Source organism: Pacificibacter marinus (genome assembly GCF_018860665.1).
Lineage (GTDB): Bacteria > Pseudomonadota > Alphaproteobacteria > Rhodobacterales > Rhodobacteraceae > Celeribacter > Celeribacter marinus_A.
Window position 1 is genome coordinate 114,292 of sequence record NZ_JAHKPK010000055.1, and the last position, 18,601, is coordinate 132,892.

At 52.9% G+C, this 18,601-nt stretch carries 19 protein-coding genes; 12 read left to right on the forward strand and 7 right to left on the reverse strand.

Annotated features, from left to right (window positions below):
* Positions 1-3: 3 nt before the first annotated feature.
* Positions 4-903 (reverse strand): 2-dehydro-3-deoxygalactonokinase, encoded by a 900-nt coding sequence (locus KO497_RS14485; RefSeq protein ID WP_215944660.1) that lies wholly within the window; start codon positions 901-903, stop codon positions 4-6.
* 616 nt (positions 904-1,519) lie between these two features.
* Between KO497_RS14485 and KO497_RS14490 the strand changes: the two genes are divergently transcribed.
* From KO497_RS14490 to KO497_RS14545, 12 genes are all read left to right on the forward strand, one after another.
* On the forward strand, positions 1,520-1,684 hold the full coding sequence (locus KO497_RS14490) for a hemin uptake protein HemP (protein WP_215944661.1): 165 nt from the start codon (positions 1,520-1,522) through the stop codon (positions 1,682-1,684).
* Between the two features lie 270 nt (positions 1,685-1,954).
* On the forward strand, positions 1,955-3,964 hold the full coding sequence (locus KO497_RS14495) for a TonB-dependent receptor domain-containing protein (protein ID WP_215944662.1): 2,010 nt from the start codon (positions 1,955-1,957) through the stop codon (positions 3,962-3,964).
* 93 nt (positions 3,965-4,057) lie between these two features.
* On the forward strand, positions 4,058-5,113 hold the full coding sequence (locus KO497_RS14500; RefSeq protein WP_215944663.1) for a hemin-degrading factor: 1,056 nt from the start codon (positions 4,058-4,060) through the stop codon (positions 5,111-5,113).
* Positions 5,110-5,970 (forward strand): heme/hemin ABC transporter substrate-binding protein, encoded by an 861-nt coding sequence (locus tag KO497_RS14505; protein WP_215944664.1) that lies wholly within the window; start codon positions 5,110-5,112, stop codon positions 5,968-5,970. Before KO497_RS14500 ends, KO497_RS14505 begins: the two co-directional genes overlap by 4 nt.
* A gap of 4 nt (positions 5,971-5,974) precedes the next feature.
* Positions 5,975-7,078 carry a FecCD family ABC transporter permease gene (locus tag KO497_RS14510; RefSeq protein ID WP_215944665.1) on the forward strand — a complete coding sequence of 368 codons (1,104 nt, stop codon included), beginning with the start codon at positions 5,975-5,977 and terminating at the stop codon, positions 7,076-7,078.
* Positions 7,079-7,080: 2 nt separating this feature from the next.
* Positions 7,081-7,890, forward strand: coding sequence for a heme ABC transporter ATP-binding protein (locus KO497_RS14515; protein ID WP_215944666.1), 810 nt, complete (start codon positions 7,081-7,083; stop codon positions 7,888-7,890).
* Between the two features lie 22 nt (positions 7,891-7,912).
* On the forward strand, positions 7,913-8,314 hold the full coding sequence (locus tag KO497_RS14520; RefSeq protein WP_215944667.1) for a bleomycin resistance protein: 402 nt from the start codon (positions 7,913-7,915) through the stop codon (positions 8,312-8,314).
* A 10-nt stretch (positions 8,315-8,324) separates the two neighbouring features.
* A complete protein-coding gene (locus tag KO497_RS14525; protein WP_215944668.1) occupies positions 8,325-8,738 on the forward strand; it encodes a hypothetical protein in 414 nt (137 codons plus the stop codon).
* Positions 8,735-9,349, forward strand: a complete 615-nt coding sequence (locus KO497_RS14530) for a MotA/TolQ/ExbB proton channel family protein (protein ID WP_215944669.1) — start codon at positions 8,735-8,737, stop codon at positions 9,347-9,349. Before KO497_RS14525 ends, KO497_RS14530 begins: the two co-directional genes overlap by 4 nt.
* Before the next feature lie 25 nt (positions 9,350-9,374).
* Positions 9,375-9,719 (forward strand): biopolymer transporter ExbD, encoded by a 345-nt coding sequence (locus KO497_RS14535; RefSeq protein ID WP_252729688.1) that lies wholly within the window; start codon positions 9,375-9,377, stop codon positions 9,717-9,719.
* Positions 9,720-9,721: 2 nt separating this feature from the next.
* Positions 9,722-10,129 carry an ExbD/TolR family protein gene (locus tag KO497_RS14540; RefSeq protein WP_215944671.1) on the forward strand — a complete coding sequence of 136 codons (408 nt, stop codon included), beginning with the start codon at positions 9,722-9,724 and terminating at the stop codon, positions 10,127-10,129.
* Positions 10,126-11,001, forward strand: a complete 876-nt coding sequence (locus KO497_RS14545; RefSeq protein WP_215944672.1) for a TonB family protein — start codon at positions 10,126-10,128, stop codon at positions 10,999-11,001. The genes KO497_RS14540 and KO497_RS14545 overlap by 4 nt, the downstream gene beginning before the upstream one ends.
* A 232-nt stretch (positions 11,002-11,233) precedes the next feature.
* Here KO497_RS14545 and KO497_RS14550 read toward each other — a convergent pair whose 3' ends face one another.
* From KO497_RS14550 to KO497_RS14575, 6 genes are all read right to left on the reverse strand, one after another.
* A complete protein-coding gene (locus KO497_RS14550; RefSeq protein WP_215944673.1) occupies positions 11,234-12,346 on the reverse strand; it encodes a patatin-like phospholipase family protein in 1,113 nt (370 codons plus the stop codon).
* Between the two features lie 216 nt (positions 12,347-12,562).
* Entirely contained in the window at positions 12,563-12,928 is a 366-nt protein-coding gene (locus tag KO497_RS14555; protein ID WP_215944674.1) for a hypothetical protein, read from the reverse strand.
* 147 nt (positions 12,929-13,075) lie between these two features.
* A complete protein-coding gene (locus tag KO497_RS14560; protein WP_215944675.1) occupies positions 13,076-13,753 on the reverse strand; it encodes a response regulator in 678 nt (225 codons plus the stop codon).
* On the reverse strand, positions 13,750-15,237 hold the full coding sequence (locus KO497_RS14565; RefSeq protein ID WP_215944676.1) for an ATP-binding protein: 1,488 nt from the start codon (positions 15,235-15,237) through the stop codon (positions 13,750-13,752). Before KO497_RS14565 ends, KO497_RS14560 begins: the two co-directional genes overlap by 4 nt.
* A gap of 265 nt (positions 15,238-15,502) precedes the next feature.
* Positions 15,503-17,278, reverse strand: a complete 1,776-nt coding sequence (locus KO497_RS14570; protein WP_215944677.1) for an SLC13 family permease — start codon at positions 17,276-17,278, stop codon at positions 15,503-15,505.
* A 186-nt stretch (positions 17,279-17,464) separates the two neighbouring features.
* Positions 17,465-18,574: a Gfo/Idh/MocA family protein gene (locus tag KO497_RS14575; RefSeq protein ID WP_252729689.1), complete on the reverse strand. Its 1,110-nt coding sequence runs from the start codon at positions 18,572-18,574 to the stop codon at positions 17,465-17,467.
* Positions 18,575-18,601: the final 27 nt, after the last annotated feature.

Genomic DNA, 18,601 nt, shown 5'->3' on the forward strand with positions numbered 1-18,601 from the left:
AGATTACTCCAAAATGCTGGCGCGGGCGGACTTGAGCCCAGCGAGTGTCATGTCCGTCGAATCCGTGCGCTGGGCGATGATACCTTGGGATTTCAGCGCGGTCGCGTATAGATCAGTCAATCCATCAGCGCCAATCAATGCCACCATTTGCCCCAACCAATAGGGTTTGGCCGCCGCAAGTTCCGCACCAATCAACAGGCCAGACAGACGTGCTTTGCCTGCGCCGCCGTTCAGCCCATGTAACAGGTCTTCGGCACGTAGGGAAAACAATTTGGCGCAAATGCGTTCAGGTCGAGAAAGACTGTCTGACACAGCGTCATCAAAAGCTGTGTCATCCCAAATGCCGTCGCGCAGGCTGTGTTTCAACACGCTGTGTTGAGATAAAAACGCAAAGAGTTCGCCGGTCATAAAGCTTTGGAAGGACACCACTTCACCCGCGCTGACATGCGCCCATTTTGTGTGGGTGCCAGGCAGGCAGATGATGCCATCAAATTTCGGAAATTCGGCTTGAAAGCCTGCGATCTGAGTTTCCTCGCCACGCATCACATCCGCAGGGGTGTTTTGCGACAGGCCTGAGACAATATGCACGTTAATCCGTGGATCTGCCGTTGGGGCCTTGGTCAGGCTCGCGCTGATCGGCAAGCACGGAACGCTGGCGTAAGGGGCTTCAACCCAACCTTGGCGCGCGCCAATCATGCCGCAGGCGATGATCTGGACAGGCAGGCGCGCGTTTTCCAGCCATGGCGTGATGAGTTCAAGCAGCGTGCTTTCAAACGCAGCAGGTGTCACTGTTCCCATGCCTTTGGCGCATTGTGCGTCGGCCAAGACCGTATCATCCGCCCCCATTGCCCAAGCGCGCAAAGATGAGGTTCCCCAGTCAACGGCAATCCAGTCGGTGTTCACCTATACGTCTCCTTTGGCAATCAAAAGTCTTACTGTTGGACGCAAGCGTTATCGCCAACAGTCTGTCGGTATGCAATGGCAAGTTTGCTCCTGTGGTTTGAGGGAGATGTCGCAACACTTTGATTATTTTGGAAAGATGGAGCGTTTATCGTGACATATCTCACAGGTTCGTTTGATGCAGCCTCCCGAATTGGTCCCGCGTGGTACTCTCATCGCTTTGCGGCGCTAAATGCCGCGTTCTTCGATTGATTTGATTACGTCGTCCGTCGTCAATCAGGGGATTTACAGTAAGTGTTTTGAGGGGGGCGCTTTGCATTCAAGTAATTGAAATTATTTATTTAACTTGATTACTGGGTTTGGTTTTTATTTGAGTGGTTTCCTTGCATTGACATTTCCGACTAATTTAGTCAGAATGTGTGAAATCGGTCCCAGCCACCCTCAATGGAAAGCCCAGACCATAACCATTAAGGAGAAATGTCATGGTCTGGCGCACACAGACATGCCCTATGCAGCGCAATCAAAAAACACTCCAGCCGAGCAAAACCACAGACATGTTTTGTGGTGACTGTCGCCCACATGATGTTTTGGGCGCGTTTGGGATAGAAGGGGATCTGCAATGACAGATATAGCGATCCCGACGCAGCCCCGAGATGTTGCGCGCCCCAAAACATATGACGCACAAGATTTAATGCCTGACGGGCAGCCCGCGTGCATTGTCTTAGGTGACCAGACCTATGTCTTGCGCATAACCCGCGCTGGCAAGCTCATCTTGACCAAATAGGTCAACACGTAAAATAAAAGAATTCGTTGGCGGTCTACCGGTTGGTTGGCCGCCCCACTTTTTTGCATGACATTTCACCCACATGCGGGGGATTGCATCTGGTGCAAGATTTTAGTCATCAAGCACAGACAAGAAATGTGGTTAAAAATGAGATAAAACCGCGGCCAATATATTCTTGACAAAAATAATAAGGTTAGGGTAGTTGGTCCACAAATGACGCAAGCTCCCTCCCTTGGTAGCCAGCTAAAAGGAACAACCAAGGGGACAACCATGAGAACTCAAACAAGCTTGCGTGCGCTTATGACAACAGTCGCAGTTGCACCGGCATTGGCAGGGGCAACTTTCGCCCAAGACATCGATACGACAGATTTTGGCGACTACATCGGCGTAGTGACATTGGGGGAAAGCCGCAGGGGCATTCAGACCGAAACCGCAACATCCGAAACCGTTATTTCGCAAGAAGAACTCGATGCGCGTCAGGCCTCTACCTTGGCCGAACTGCTCGGTACGATTCCGGGTGTGACGCTTTCAAACTCTGCCACGCCTCAGGGGTCATCTATCAACATTCGCGGCCTTGGCGCGGACGCTGGCACATACGGGTCGAACACCAAAGTCGCTGTTGTGATCGATGGTGTCGCAAAAGGCCAAGAAGAGATCTATCGCCAAGGCAGTATTTTGACGATGGAACCAGAGTTGTTCAAAACTGTCAAAGTGATCCGTGGTCCTGGCGAAAGCTTTCGTTTTTCTGGAGGGGCGATTGGGGGAACAGTCGAAGCTGTCACCAAAGATGCGTCTGATTTTTTAGAGGATGGCGACACTTTCTCAGTTCGCCAAAAACTGGCTTATGAAAGCAATGGCGATGGATTTCTGAGCAGCTCAATCGTGGCTTGGGCCCCTGATGACAAACTCGAAGTGCTTGGATTCTACGGTTACCGGTCCAATGACGATTACACTGACGGGTCGGGCACGACACAAGTTGATACGGCCTATGAAATGCCGTCCGCGATGCTCAAGCTCAAATACAGCGCGACCGAGGCGTTAAGCTTTACCGCATCCGTGTCGAAGACCAAGAATCGTCTAGAGGATGTGAGCTATGATTATATCGGCTCTTTGTTTGACGCGCGTGTAGATGCGGATATCGAAGACACCACAGCCTATGCGCAGGTGCAATATAATCCGCTCGACAATGATCTTGTGAATTTGACCGCTAAACTCACATATTCTGACGAGTTGATTTCGAATATTTCAGATACGACATCTTCGACAATTTACAATGCTGACAACAGAACCGAACGATTGTCTTTGAGCGTTGAAAACGAAGCGATCTTCGCGACAGGAAGCGCAGATCATACCGTATTGGTTGGTGCTGAAATAGGTAAGCGTACGCGTTCTTCCATCAGTCACACCGGTTCAAATGCAGGTTCGTCTCCGGGTGGAACTGATGAATTTATTGCAGTCTACGCGACAGATGAAATCGTTATGGGCAATCTCACGCTGACGCCTCAACTGCGCTTTGAGAAACAAAAAATCACTTCTGAAGGCAATGACACAGTCGCCGATGGCACGTCATATGAAAAAGACTCCACCGTAGGTGCTTTGTCTTCGCGTTACAGGCTTGGTGAAAACTTCGCCGTGTTTGGTACGCTTGCATACAACGAGAACATGCCGATCATCGATGACCTGTCCAACGCCTTTATCGAGACATCTGAAAAAGCCACAACTGTTGAATTTGGTGTCTCTTATGACGCCGCTGATGTGTTCAAATCTGGTGACAGTGTGAAAGCCAAATTGACGGGTTTCAAAACACAAATATGGGACAACACAACCTATTCCGATTCAACAGGCTCATACGAAGATATCGAATTGAAGGGTGTCGAATTTGAAGCCTCATACGCCACTGCGGCGTTCTATATGGATTTCAACGCCTCCCGCATTCGCGGCGAATGGGTCACGGGTGAGTATTTCAACAACACACCAAGTGACACAGCGCAGCTCACGCTTGGCAAACATTTCCTTAACGACCAGTTGGATTTGGCTGTTGAAGTTCTGCACGGGTGGTCGAATGATCGCACGACCAGCACCTCAGGGGCCACCGCAGCCAGTGACAGCTACACAGTCGCAGGTCTAACGGCGGCCTATATTCCAGACAGTGGTTTGACTCAGGGTGTGGAGTTTCGCGCATCGCTCGATAACGTCTTTGATCTTGACTACCAGCCCTATCTCAGCAGTCGATCTGCGCCTGGCCGCAATCTGACGCTTTCAATCACCAAGACATTCTAATCTTGGTGCTGGCGATGCGGCGTACCCTCGTGCGCAGCATCGCCCTTTCCCTCTTTTGTGTTTCCACGCAATTCAAGCCAACAGGACACTGCTATGACAACGCCTCTTTCCGCCACTGATATTCGCCAAGCCAAATCCGATGCCACGATGCGAGATCGTGATCTAGCGCAAAGCTTGGGTATTTCCGAAGCCCAATTGGTTGCCGCCTTTGTTGGGCAACATGACGGTCAAAGTGTCACTCGTATCGCTCACCATCCCGATGACGTGATGCCGCAGATCACCTCTTTGGGGGAGGTCATGGCACTCACGCGTAACGAGTCTTGTGTGCATGAACGTGTTGGCACATTTGAGAAATACACGTCTGGCCAACACGCCTCTATGGTGCTGGGCCCCGATATCGACACCCGTATTTTTCCCAAACACTGGAGCTTCGGTTTTGCTGTTGAGACACAAACCGAAAAAGGTCTGCGCAAATCTTTGCAGTTCTTTGATGCCTCAGGCGACGCGCTGCAAAAAATTTACATGCGTGAGACGTCAAACCACGACGCCTGGGCACCGCTTGTTGCAGCGCTGAAAATCGATGACACCAGCGACAGTTTGGAGGTTGCGCCGCGCAAGCCCGTTGAGGGCGCGCAAGGCAGTGCGGATAAACGCGATGCCTTGCTTGATGCATGGGCGACGATGACAGACACACATCAATTTAATCGTATCACGCGCAATCTTGGTATGAACCGCCTTGGGGCTTATCGGCTTGTGTCAGGTGAAAAATGGGTGCGCCCTGTGGCCAAGGACAGCTCTGCGACCTTTTTGAATGCTGTGTCTGAAGCGCGTCAAAAGGTGATCTTGTTTGTTGGCAATCTTGGTAACATTCAAATCCATTGGGGTACGCTTGATACGATCAAACCAATGGGGCCGTGGCTTAATGTGCTTGATCCGAAATTCAATCTGCACCTGCGCGATGACCATGTCGCCGAAGCTTATGTCGTTGAAAAACCAACCAAACGTGGCCCTGCGCTGTCATTCGAGGCCTTCGATGCAGCCGGAAATTTGATCTTTCAATGCTTTGGTCAAAAGGCCGAAGAGGAGGATGCCGCGCGTTGGGCTAATATTTTGGCCGCATTGAACACCGAAGAAGAGGCCTTGGCATGAAGTATTTCCTTGCAGCGATGGTTGTTGCCTTTCCGGCAATGGCACCGGCCGAAAGTTATCCAGATGCCAGATCTATCGTTTCCATCGGGGGCCCCGTCACAGAAGTGATTTACGCCCTCGGCGCTGGGGACCGCATTGTTGCACGCGATACCACATCGCATTTCCCAAGCGCGGTAGAAGCCCTGCCTGACGTTGGCTATATGCGCCAATTGTCAGCAGAAGGCGTGCTGTCCGTCAGTCCTGATCTTATCGTCACGCGGGATACAGCTGGTCCGCCTGAGACCTTAGATCAATTGCGCGCCGCCAACGTGCCTTTGGTTGAGGTTCACGATGCTTTCACAAAAGAAAGCGTTTTGACTTCGGTCGAAATTATCGGCGAAGCCCTTGGCAAGCAAGATTCAGCGGCGCAGTTGTACAAACAGATCGAAGGGGCATTCATCGCGCTTGAAACAGTGGTCACGCAACAAGAAACAGCTCCGCGTGTATTGTTTATTCTGTCCAACCAAGGTGGACGGTTGAATGTTGCTGGGCGCGGCACGGGCGCGAATGGCATGATCACGCTTGCGGGCGGTGAGAACGTCATGGGCGAGGCATTTGAAGGCTACAAAATCATGAGCGATGAAGCCTTGATCGAGGCCGCTCCAGATGTCGTTTTGATGATGACAGGACGCGAAGATCATGCGGGCCGTAAAGAAGATATCTTTGCGCTTCCGTCCTTGGCGCATAGTCCTGCTGCTTTGAATGATGCCTTCATCACCATTGACCCCGCCGCTCTTGGTTTTGGCCCCCGTACAGCCGAATTCGCAAGAGCGCTCAATGCGGATTTGGCGGTTGTGACGACGGCAAAGGCGCAGTAATCCGATGGCATTTGTATCTTTTCCTGCCGTAAAACGCACCTTGATCACTCTACGCACGCCTGCACAGCAGGGGGACCGAACGGCAAAATCTTTTGCCCTACAGGCCGGCCTATTGGTTCTTTTGCTGTTGATGATGTTGCTCAGTTTGGGTTGGGGCGCTGCGTCTGATACGGATGTCTTAGGTGCAATTGGCGCGAAATTTGGGGTTGGTTCCGCAAGCGCGCGCGACATGTCCATCGTTTGGGATATTCGTATGCCCAGAATGCTGACAGCCACTGTGGTCGGTGCCGCACTGGCGGTATCTGGCGCGGTGATGCAGGGGCTGTTTCGCAATCCGCTGGCGGACCCCGGTTTGGTCGGCATCAGCGCTGGCGCGGGTTTTGGCGCAGTTGTCGCCATCGTCTTGGGTGGGTTCTTGCCTGTAGCATTGCTCGGTCTTGTTGGACCTTATCTCATCCCCTTGGCGGCATTCTTTGGCGGCTGGGCATCTACATTAATTCTGTATCGCATTGCGACCCGTGGCGGGCGGACATCCGTGATTACGATGTTGCTTGCAGGCATCGCGCTTGGCGCGCTTACGGGCGCTGCCACTGGTTTTTTGGTCTACCGCGCCGATGATGACCAACTGCGTGATCTGACCTTTTGGGGCATGGGGTCGGTGGCCGGTGCGTCTTGGTTCAAACTTATGACAGCAGGTCCGATTATCATTTTGGCACTGGTTGCAACGCCGTTTTTAGCCCGCGCCCTTGATGCCTTGGCATTGGGCGAACCGGTTGCGGAACATATGGGGATCGATGTTCAACGGATGAAACGCATTTCCATCTTAAGTGTTGCCGCCTCTGTTGGTGCATCTGTCGCCATCACGGGCGGTATCGGGTTTGTGGGCATTGTTGTGCCGCATCTTTTGCGTCTCTTCCAAGGACCTGTACACCGTATGCTTCTGCCAAACGCGGCGCTCTTGGGGGCTGTGTTTCTTTTGATTGCAGACATGTTGAGCCGTGTTGTTGTGGCGCCAGCAGAACTGCCTGTCGGTATCGTAACAGCTACAGTTGGCGGACCTTTCTTTTTGTGGATCTTGCTGAAAAATCGCGCGATGTTGGACGTTTAACAATGTTACAAGCCAAAAATATCACGGTCACATTTGGTCAGCGACAAGTGTTGCAAAGCGTTGATTTCGAGGCGCGCCCAGGTGAATTGACTGCAATCGTTGGGCCCAATGGTTCTGGTAAAACCACGCTATTGAAAGCCATCACCGGAGAAGTTCCATCGACAGGTGATGCGCTATTGGATGGGCGTTTGCTGTCAGATATGTCATCCGTAGAGCGCGCTACACGCAGGGCGGTGCTGCCACAGTCAGGAACTGTCGCCTTTCCATTCACCGTGCTGGAATTGGTGCGCCTTGGTCTGACCAGTGGTCGTGGCACCGATAGCCGAACAGCCATGGAGGCGCTGCCACACAAAGCTTTGGCGCGTGTTGGTCTGCGTGGATTTGAAGGGCGGTTTGTGCAAGATCTGTCTGGCGGAGAACGTCAGCGTGTCCAGTTGGCGCGTGTTCTGGTGCAAATATGGGATCCAGTATTGGATGGTTCTTCGCGTTGGCTTTTACTTGATGAACCCGTGTCTGCGCTCGATATCGGACACCAACTGGTGGTGATGGAAATCGCACGTGATTTTGCGCAAGCAGGTGGTGGGGTAATCGCAGTCATGCATGACCTCAATTTAACATCCATGTTCGCGCACAAAGTGATTTTGCTCAACAAAGGCAAGGTGCAAAGCACCGGCACGCCGCAACATGTTCTGACGAATGAGAACTTGTCGATGTGTTATGGCTGCGCCGTGCGCACCAATACCCCGCCACCTTTGGGGGGGCCATGGATACTGCCCCAAGCGGCGTCTTGCGCTGCGGGTTTTGCAGAATGAGCCACTATATGGGGAACATAACATGACAGAGTTAACCGTTATTCCAGTCCTCAGATCGAGTGATCTGAATAAAACGTCAGCCTTCTATACTGACCAACTCGGATTTACGCCGGAACGCGTTGCGCCAGATTATCTCATTATGCGCCGAGATCAGATCGAGTTGCATTTTTGCCCACCTGATCATGCGCAATCCTATGCCGCCGACGGTACAGGTCCATTGAACACCGAAGCGCGCTGCTACATTCGTGGTGCAGGTATTGATGCGCTGCATGACGAATTCGCCGCGCGTAACGTACCAGGGTTTCGTAGCTTTGTTCAGACCCCATGGAATATGTTTGAATTTTATGTGTCGGACCCGTCTGGCATTTTGCTTGTCTTTGGACGCTCCGCCACCGAAGGGCCTGCGCCCACTTCTCTTTCATGATGGAGTTTTTATGACCCAGACCTCACATATTATACAGGCGACCCTACTTGCGCTTGCGCTGTCATCCACCCCTGCTTTTGCCGTACAGCCTGCCGTGGTCGATTTGAACAGCATCGCGCAAACTGATAAGGCGTGCCGCCTGACCTTTACTGTCACAGCCGAGCAAGGCTTGTCCGAACTGCAAACCCAAACAGTGTTGTTTGATCAAGACGGCGCGGTGCAGACCTTTACCTTGTTTGATTTTGGGGCGGTACCGTCTCAGGGGGTGCGCGTGCGTCAGTTTGATATGCCACAGACCCAATGCGACGATATAAAAATGGTTCTGTTCAACGAAGTGTCCATTTGTACGACGACGGATGGGGCCGCTTGCACCGTCATGCCGAGGTTTTCGTCGCGCGTTGATACCATGGAGGTTCAGCAATGATTGCGATTGCTCAGGATCGTCTGTCCGAGATCGTCGCTTTGGGGGGGCCAGTTGTCGCGATCTTGTTGGGGTTTTCCGTGATCGCTTTGGCCTGTATTTTATGGAAACTCAGCGTGTTTGCGGTTGAAGGCATTGGGCCACGTGTGAGCCGTGGATTTGCACGATCCATTCTGGCGCAGATCGCCGAGGCCAAAGCAAATGGCGTCACAGAAGAGGCCTTGCGCGCACGCGCCGCTGCACGTCTGGAACGAGATTTCCAGCGGGCTGGCTCAGGTTTGCGTTTGTTAGATGTGATATCGCAAGTCGCCCCTTTGCTGGGTTTGTTCGGTACAGTTTTGGGCATGATCGACGCTTTTCGCACCCTTCAAGAGGCAGGCGGCACGGCAGACCCTGCTGTTTTGGCAGGTGGGATTTGGGTGGCCTTGGTGACAACCGCTGCAGGGCTGGTCGTGGCCATGCCTGCGTCTATGGCATTGTCGTGGTTTGATGGCCGTTTGGAACGTTTCGATCTTGTGGTTCGCGATGCGCTGGAAGAAATTCTATCCCCTCAGGTCCTTGCACAAGGCGCTGTGGATCTAACCCCAGCACGAGGTGAACATGCACCGGCGTAGTGCCAAACGACGAGGGCGGCTGTCTTTGACCTCTCTTATTGATGTCATTTTTCTGCTCTTGCTGTTTTTCATGTTGTCCTCGACGTTTTCGAAATTCGGGGACATTGAGTTGACGGTGGCAGGCGGGTCGACTCGCACGGATTTCAACGACACGGCCCTTGTTTTTGCCCGTCTCACGGCAGATGGGCTGAAAATCAATGGTCAGACAACGACCTTGGACGCCTTGCCTACCGCCATCGACCCTTTGCGGCGCAATGGGGACGTACATTTGCTTTTATCGATTGGCCAAGACGCGCAGGCGCAGGGATTGGTCGACACATTGCAGGTTTTTAACACTTTGCCCAATGTAAAATTTGCCGTTTTGGAGTGATCATGAGCTTTGTCGCAAAACGCCGAGGTGGCGGGAGTGAGCCAACATTACCTTTGATCAACATCGTGTTTTTGATGTTGATCTTTTTCCTTGTGGCCGCGCAGGTTGCCCGCCCTTTGGATGCGGACCTGTCGTTGGTTCAGATGGACGATCCGAATGTGATTCCGCCGAGTGATGCGTTGGTCTTGCACAAAGACGGCAGGCTGACGTGGCTCGGATCAACCGTGACGATTGATGAAGGCTTGGCCGCGATGCGTGACATGCAAAAAGATAGCGAAGATGCAGAACAGCTGCGCATTATGCCTGATCGCGATGCCCCTGCGCTTGAATTATTAAAAATTGCCCGTGCGGCCCATACCACGTCACAGACACAGAAGGTTATGATTATGACCGAAAAGAGTTTGCCATGAGACCCTACTGGTTCCCCGCTGCGCTTGGGCTGTCAATCACATTGCACGTTTTCGGCGCAGGCTTGGGGCAAAGCGCACCATCGCCCGTGCTTGAGGGCGCAGAGGTTTCAGGCGTGGTGGCGCTAGGGTTGGGATTTGAGGATCTGGTCAAAGCGCGTGCTGGAGCCAAAGCGACTTCTGCGCCCGTCACAGAACCTGTAACACCTGATGCTGTCGTGGCTGCGGCCACTCCGACAGTCATGGCCGCAATTGCGCCGCCCGCATCACTTCAACCCAGTCCCACCCCAATGATGGCCGCAAAAGCGACGCCAAATGACGCGTCTCACGTGGGCTACAAACCAGCGCCGGCAGCAGAACCGACAATAATCACTGGCCACTCTATGACTGCGCAAACCGAGGTATCAAAACCGTCTGCCACACCTCCCATGCCGAGACCTGCGAAACGGCAAGCCGCAGCGCCTGCGCAGAAAAAAACGGAACCACGGCAAGCCAAAGCAGGAAATGCGCCGGTCAGCGCACGCAAAGGACAAGCCGCAGGCACGTCGCAAGGTACAAAAGCAGAAACGTCGAAAAACGCGACAAAATCAACGGCAAAAGCAGCCGGTGATGGGGCTGTGCGATCGTACAAAAGCACTGTGCTGCGCAAGATCGCGCGTGTTCCTAAGCGCTCTGCCGGTGCACGCGGCAAGGCCATGGTTGGCATCACCATTTCCGCATCAGGTGCCATCTCGAAAGTGGTGATTGTTACGTCATCAGGGCATGCAGGCATTGATAAAGTGGCCGTGGCACAGGTCAAACGCGCAGGACCGTTCGCGCCCCCGCCCAATGGCAAATCTATGAATGTGGTGGTGCGATTTGATAGTGCTGCGTGAGGTGGATTGAGGCCCTTATGTTCGACCTTGTTTGTGTTTTCCCGTGTAGATCTCGTGACGCAGCACCTAAGGGAGCCGTCGTTACGATCAACCTATGCACAGGGTGGGTAATACGAACATTTGGGGCAAAACGAGACAGCTACAGATTGCGAAATCAAATGGCGGCATGAAAACAACCCGTTTACATCTTAACCAAGCGATAAAACCGTTCAAAAAGCACGACGATTTCACGCTAATGAAACGTCCATAATTCCATATCTATCGCCCGCTCGTACCCGTGCTCATAAAGAGCATTCATGTAGGCAGAGGCAAATCGTTCTGACGGATCATAGACAATGCCAGCCGCGGGATCGACTGAGGTGATGAATAAATCGATGTTGTTCTTGCTGGAGAAAAGCTGGGTCGTTTGAACTGACGCCAGCGCGCTGGCACGGATCATTGTTGATAAGGCTTGCTGCGACACGGCAAGGGCCGAGCTTGATGTCGTGACTGGCGCGGGGTTTAGGGTATTATTGATCAGCACAAACAGACGCCCGCCTGAAAATTTCGGGTCGGAGCTTGTGAGTGCAAAACTGGGGATGGCTAAAAATTGCATATGAACCCCGCCATCAATATGGGTTTCTTTATAGGTCACTCCATTTGAGCTGTATCGCAGTTTTACAGGCGAAAAGAGCCCCGGAAGCGCCGTTGAGGCACGTATGATGAGGCGAAACAGATCATACTGACGGGCCTGTGCAATCGCACCCATATTCCAGACAAAGGCACGCGCGCTGTCCAGTTCAGAGGTCATAACAAACAGCCGTCCTCCCGATGCGTGACGCGCAGCGACCTGATCTAGAAACCTATCGGGCATGAAATGCGCGATCAGTGCCGCAAGCGGTGCTGTGTCGTATAAGGACCCGTTAAACACCGCCTGCATCGGGCGCAGTTGCATGATGTCACTTCCATCATGCGTGGTGAAAATGCGCGTGATTTCATCATCATAATTGGAGCCAAGAAAGGCAAAAGGCGCAATCAAAGCGCCGCTGGATATACCTGTCACCAGATCAAATTCAGGCCGCTGACCTGTGGCCGACCACCCCGTCAACGCACCAGCGCCAAACGCGCCATCTTCGCCACCTGCGGAAATGGCAAGCATGGTTCGGTTGGTGATATTTTGTGACGGGTTCAGGTGATAAGCCCATTCGTCAGCACCGGCATTGGCGTCCATACGAAACTTTGCGAAGGGATCAGCCTCGCTTGGTGTTGGGGCAGGCTTCAAGAGTGTGCTGGTGTTGGCACAGGCAGACAGAGTGCTGGCTGCGAGGCCCAAAAGCACCTTCCTGCGTGGCATAAGGGATGTCATGATTATCGTCCGATCAATGGTCTTGGGCAGTGTCGATCACGAGGTTCTGTCAAAAAGGTTTAAACTTTGTCTGATGCTGGGCAGGCAAGGCATCGCGGTTTCACTGTCACACGCCACTATCATTTTAATCGGGCAATACGGTCTCGATACAATTGGGGCATGAGCGCCGCCGCTTTTGGGGCGGCGGGCTTTTGTGCGAGAACGGAAAGAGGTGTTTTAGCTTCTCGGCTTGGGCGGGCGCGCATCATGCATGGCTTGCATCGCTGCATCAATTTGATCTGCGGTAAGAGAGGCATTCTGACCTTGCAGGCATGTGATCATGGCCGCACGATCACTGTCTGAGGGCTGCGTTCCGGGGGCTGGTGGCTCGCCAAGGCATCCGCGTAATTGCTCCGGCTCAAGGCTCAGCGCTTCGGCCACATCATCCATCGGATTTGGACCATGTTTTTCCTGTGCATAGGCTTGTGGTGCAAAGGACGCGGTAAACAGGGCGACCAAGGCCAGTGCAGTCAGCGCTAAACGCATGGGCGTGCTGCGTGGCTTGCTGAATGCGGCGGCCTTTTTCTTTGATATGGTAAACACTTTTCTCTCCTGTGATGAGATTGGTTCGTGGGTATAAAGCCAATTTGCCAGATCATTAAGGAGCAGTTTTGCAGTCAATATGCAGCGAGTGTGCAAGGGGCTAAAATCTTATATTATTTTGATTTTGTTATGAGATTTTACTTTTTATCAATCGTCATAGGCATATCCAACACCATAAACAGAACGAATAGGATTGGCATCCGTGAGCTTGGAAATTTTGCGGCGAATGTTGCGAATATGACTGTCGATGGTCCGGTCGAACACATCCGCATCGTCAGGGAAGGCCAGCCCAAGAAGTTCATTGCGTGAAAAGACCCGACCAGGGCGCGTAACAAGGGCGGTCACCAGCATAAATTCGCGGCGGGTGAGATCAAGATAGGTGCCGTCCAAGGTTGCGGTCCAATTTTCGCTATTGGTGAGCAGGCGCCCAATGCGCGTGGGGGGGGTATCTTTGCGGTGGCCCGTACGGCGCAAAATGGCCTGCACCCGCGCCACAAGTTCGCGCGGTGAATAAGGCTTGCACAGGTAGTCATCAGCCCCAAGCCCAAGCCCCAATAGACGGTCAATTTCTTCGACTTTGGCAGTTGTCATGATAATCGGCACATCAGATGTTTTGCGCAATTCGCGGCAAATCGTTAGCCCGTCAACACCGGGCAGCATGATGTCCAACACCACCAAATCATGGCGATTCTGCAAGGCCGTGGCGACGGCGTCCGTCCCCTCAACAAGATGGTCGACCGCCATGCCTTCAGCGATCAAATAATCGCGGATAATTTCGGCCAGTGTACTTTCATCTTCGACAATCAGAATGCGTGGTCCGGTCATGGTGTCGCTTTCGGTAGGGTGACGGTGATGCAAAGTCCACCTTTCATCGATAATCCCGCTGTGATCGTGCCACTATGTGAGTCCACGATGGCTTTGCACACCGACAACCCAAGACCCGATCCGCCATGAGCGCGAGAGCGAGAACTTTCAGCGCGAAAGAACCGGTCGAAAAGTTTTGGCAGATCCTCATTGCGTGGGGCTGGCGGGGTGTCTTCAACACTCAAGTGCACCACATCGCCCTCACTCTGGACACAGAGCCGGACCGATCCGGGGGCATTGGTATAGCGGACTGCATTTTGCAGGAGGTTGTCGATTACTTGACCGATACGCAGGCGATCGCAAACAATGGGCATTGTGTCAGGCATATCGACTGTAAGGGTTAGGCCTTTGTCATACATTTGCGGGCGCGCAACAGCTGCGCAGCTGCGTGCGATTTTACATAGGTCTTCGCGATGAAACGCTGTGGTTAAACCCTTTTCACGCGAATGGGACAATATTTTCACATCTTCCACCAAACGCGACAGTCGCATCGTGGCTGCGTGCATTTGTGATAAGGTTTCTGCATCTGGTTTGCGGATACCGTCTTGCACGGCTTCGATTTGTGCTTGTAGCGTGGCCAGTGGAGTTTGCAATTCGTGGCTGGTGTTGGATATCCATTCCCGTTCGGCTTTGTCCGTTTTTTCCAAGGTCGCCGCCAAGACATTGTAATGGTCGATCAACTGGCCCAATTCATCGGTACGTTTGAGATCAATACGAGTTGAATAATCTCCCAAGGCCATGGTTTTAGCACCTGACTCAAGCTGGCGGATCGGGGTCAAAACGTAACGCGCAACGATGATTGCAGCCCCCGCTGAAACCAAAATCGCAATCAAAGCCGACAGCGCCAGCGAGGCATATTGACCGCGCAGAAAAAAGGTATCGCTGGGAGTTTTAGCCAACAGTGGTGCGCTCAGGCCAAGATATCCCAGCACATTTTGATCCGCGCATAGCGTATCAGAACAAATCGCGCGGCGTTCAAACAGGCCAGAGCTGTTGGTTGATCCGGCAATCCATTCCCCATCTGGACCGAGCAAAGTCAAACGATCGCCGATCTTAAACGTACCATCCCCCTCTGGGCCGCCTTTAGGTCCGCCGGGAGGCGGTCCTCCAAACATCAGCCCCTCAAAGCCTAAACTTTCAAAAGGGTGGTCTGGTGGTGGGCCTGTGGGCAGATCCGGTGGAGAGATATATAACCTGACAAAATCGTTCCATGCTTTTGGCGTGGCTGTCAGTTCCGGCCACCCCTGATCATTTGAGGCATGCGATAAAACCAATGCCTGCTCAAGCGCATCAAAACGGGCAAGCTCGCTGCGCAATATGTATCGCGCAAAGCCATCTCGCATTGAAAGCGCAACCAATACGGCCATGATTGCAACAATCACGATGGAGGTTGCAGCGATGGCGAGAAAGATGCGGATGGCGAGGGAATTGCGAACAAAAGTCATTATCGTCCTTTGACATAAAAATGTGCAAAGAGGATGCATTTTTTAGTGCTCCTGTCGTGACACGTCCAAAGTGCGGTCAGACTTGGGGTTCTATACAGAGGGTTTATGCTCTTGCAACCTCATAAGAACTTCGGTCAGCGGTGGAACATCTGTGAAGTGTTTTGAGCCCAAAGCGGGCGGCTCCAGTTCCGTTCAATTGTCACAGTTTTGCAGTGGCAGGCAGTGCCGCTGTTCAAGATCATATCAACCTTTTGTCCAAGAATGCTTATAAAGGCCAGACAATCAGAATGGTTGGCACAGCGACGCAGACGACGATGATTTCTAATGGCAGACCAATGCGCCAATAGTCCCCAAACCGGTATCCGCCTGGCCCCATGATGATGGTGTTGTTCTTATGTCCGATCGGCGTGAGAAAGGCGCAGGACGCGGCAACGGCAACGGTCATCAGATAGGTATCTGGGTTTGTGCCTGTAGCCTGTGCAATCGACATAGAAATCGGAGCCGCGATCAGTGTCGTGGCCACGTTGTTGAGAAAATCGGATAGGGTCATGGTGACGATCATCAGGGCAACCAGAGACACCCAAGCCGGATAGCCAGCCGTCAGCGTAACGATTTGGTTGGCGATCAGTTCCGCCCCGCCAAAGTGTTCAAAAGCTTCAGCAAGTGGAATTAAGCTGGCAAGTAGAACGATGACCTTCCATTCGACGGAAGCATAGACCTCACGTCCGCTGACCAAGCCCAAAGCGACGAAAGCGATGACAGCTCCCCCAAGAGCCACAGACAGCGGAACAAGCCCTGCAACAGTTAAGGCCACAGCAAGCAGGAAAACCCCGATGGACAGCCCTGCTTTTTTACGTTGAACCACTTCGGTTTTGCGTCCTTCAATCGGCAGCGCGCCCAGCCATTCTGTCGCGGCTTCAACATTCTCTGGTGTGCCCAAAAGCAGCAAAACATCACCTGCATGAATGGGCAGCAGCCGGACGCGGTCTTGAAAACTCTTGCCGCTGCGTGCCACACCCAAAAGCGTCACCGAATGGCGTTGCAGCAGTTTGAGGCTTCTTGAGGTCCGACCTTGTATGCGTGCGCCATCAGGGACAATGACCTCGGACAATGTCAGGCCCGGTGCAACGACACCGCCCTCGTGTTTTTCGGACCCTGCGAAATCAAGTTTAGCTTGCCCCATAAAGGCTTCGATGGATTTGGGTTCACCTTCGACAACAAGGAAATCACTTGCGCGCAATTCCGTGCGGCGCGCAAGGCCGGGAATGCGTTTTCCGCGCCGGATAAGACCCAATATATGAACGTCCACCTCATTGGCGCTTGGATACAGATCTTCGACCACCATACCGTCTTCAAAACTTTGATCGCCAATGCGAATTTCGGCGACATACCGCCCGATATGAACCGCTTTTTCCGCGTCATGCAGCGAGGTGCGCGCAGGTAAAAAGCGCCACCCGATCAGGGCAACAAAGGCAATTCCTGTGATGGCGACGGCAAGTCCAACGGGGGCAAAGTCAAACATTCCAAAGGGGTCACCCAAGGCCCCACGCCGATATTCTGAGATCACGATATTCGGCGGCGTGCCGATCAAAGTGACCATGCCGCCAAGAATTGTCGCAAAAGACAGCGGCATCAAAGTTTGACCAACGGCGCGTTTTGCTTTTTGGGCGGCTTCAATATCAAGCGGCATCAAAAGGGCTAAGGCCGCGACATTGTTGATGATTGCAGACAAGCCCGCCGCGAGTGCCGCAATCACGGCGATATGAAGTGGTAAAGGCCGCTCTGGGTCAATCAGTTTAGACGCTGCCAGTTCAACCGCGCCCGACGATGACAGCCCGCGACTGACGATCAAAACCAAGGCGATGATCGCCACTGCAGAATGTCCGAAGCCCGAAAATATGTCTTCGGTCGGCACCAAACCAAGGACCGCAGCAAGGATTAAGGCGCCAAAGGCGACAAGGTCGTATCTGATGCGCCCCCAGATCAGTAGAGCAAAGACGAGACCGAGGAGAGCGAAGATTTGGAGGAGTTCAATGTGCATGTGTCGAATCTAGCCCAATTGTGCTGGCACATACATCCCCATTCGCGAAGCGTCGTTTTATTGCTCTAACCTATGCAGGCTACAGGGGGAAAACTGAAGGTGACCGACGCATTGAAATACGACCACGGAGCATGAATGATCAGAGGGCTTCAACACCATTTTGTCGGTCACATGCAGATTAATGCCTCATTTGAAAACCCACGCCGTATCTTGCGCTGAACTTTTTTGACAAGCTGAAATAAACCACATCCCGTCCATCGCAGCATCGATTCCTGGCAGAAGGTCGTCATGATGCGAACCGATGATTGCCTTTGCAGCATCGCTGTACAAATTGGCGAAGCCCTCAAGATAGCCTTCGGGATGCCCTGGTGGGAGACGAGTCCAGCGGTCAGCCCCCACGCCCAATCCAGCACCGCCGCGGGTTAAGATCTGTGTGGGGGTGCCAAACTTGGTAAAACGCATTTGGTTTGGGTTTACATGGTCCCATTCAATACTGCCTTTGTCGCCGTAAATGCGCAGCGTCAGATTATTTTCACATCCTACAGCGACTTGGCTTGCCCAAATCATGCCTCTTGCGCCGCCTTTGAAGCGTAAAAGGATATGGGCGTTGTCATCGACCTGACGTCCATCCACAAAACTGTGCAGCTCTGCTGACAGCGCGTCGGTTTTAAGCCCAGACACGAAAGTCAGCAGGTTGTAAACATGGGTACCAATGTCACCAATCGCGCCTGCACCTGATCGTTTGGGATCCGTGCGCCAATCGGCTTGCTTGTTTTGGATGTCCTCGGTCAGCCAATCTTGCGCATATTCGGCTTGAACCACACGCAATCGACCCAGATCACCTCGCGCGATCATTTCGCGGGCTTGCCGCATGAGCGGATATCCAGTGTAATTGTGAGTCAGGAAGAATTTTGCCTTAGACGTTTGGGTGGCGGCCTTTATGGCATCCGCATCTTTTTGTGTCGTTGTGAGTGGTTTGTCACAGATCACATGAATGCCTGCGTTTAAAAATGCGATCACGGGTCCTGCGTGCATGTGGTTTGGGGTCACGATTGCAACAGCGTCAATCCCGTCTGGGCGCGCGGCTTCTGCCTTGGCCATATCACTGTAACTGCTGTAGGCGCGATCCGCTGCGATGCCGAGATCGGCTGCTGATGCCGCGGCGCGCTTGGGATCGGACGATAGGGCTCCCGCCGTCAAAGTCCACTTTGCGTCAAGACGGGCGGCAATACGGTGCACTGCTCCGATAAACGCACCCTGACCGCCACCAACCATACCAAGTTTTAAACGTTTCATAGACCTAACATCCTTTTAGTTTACGCC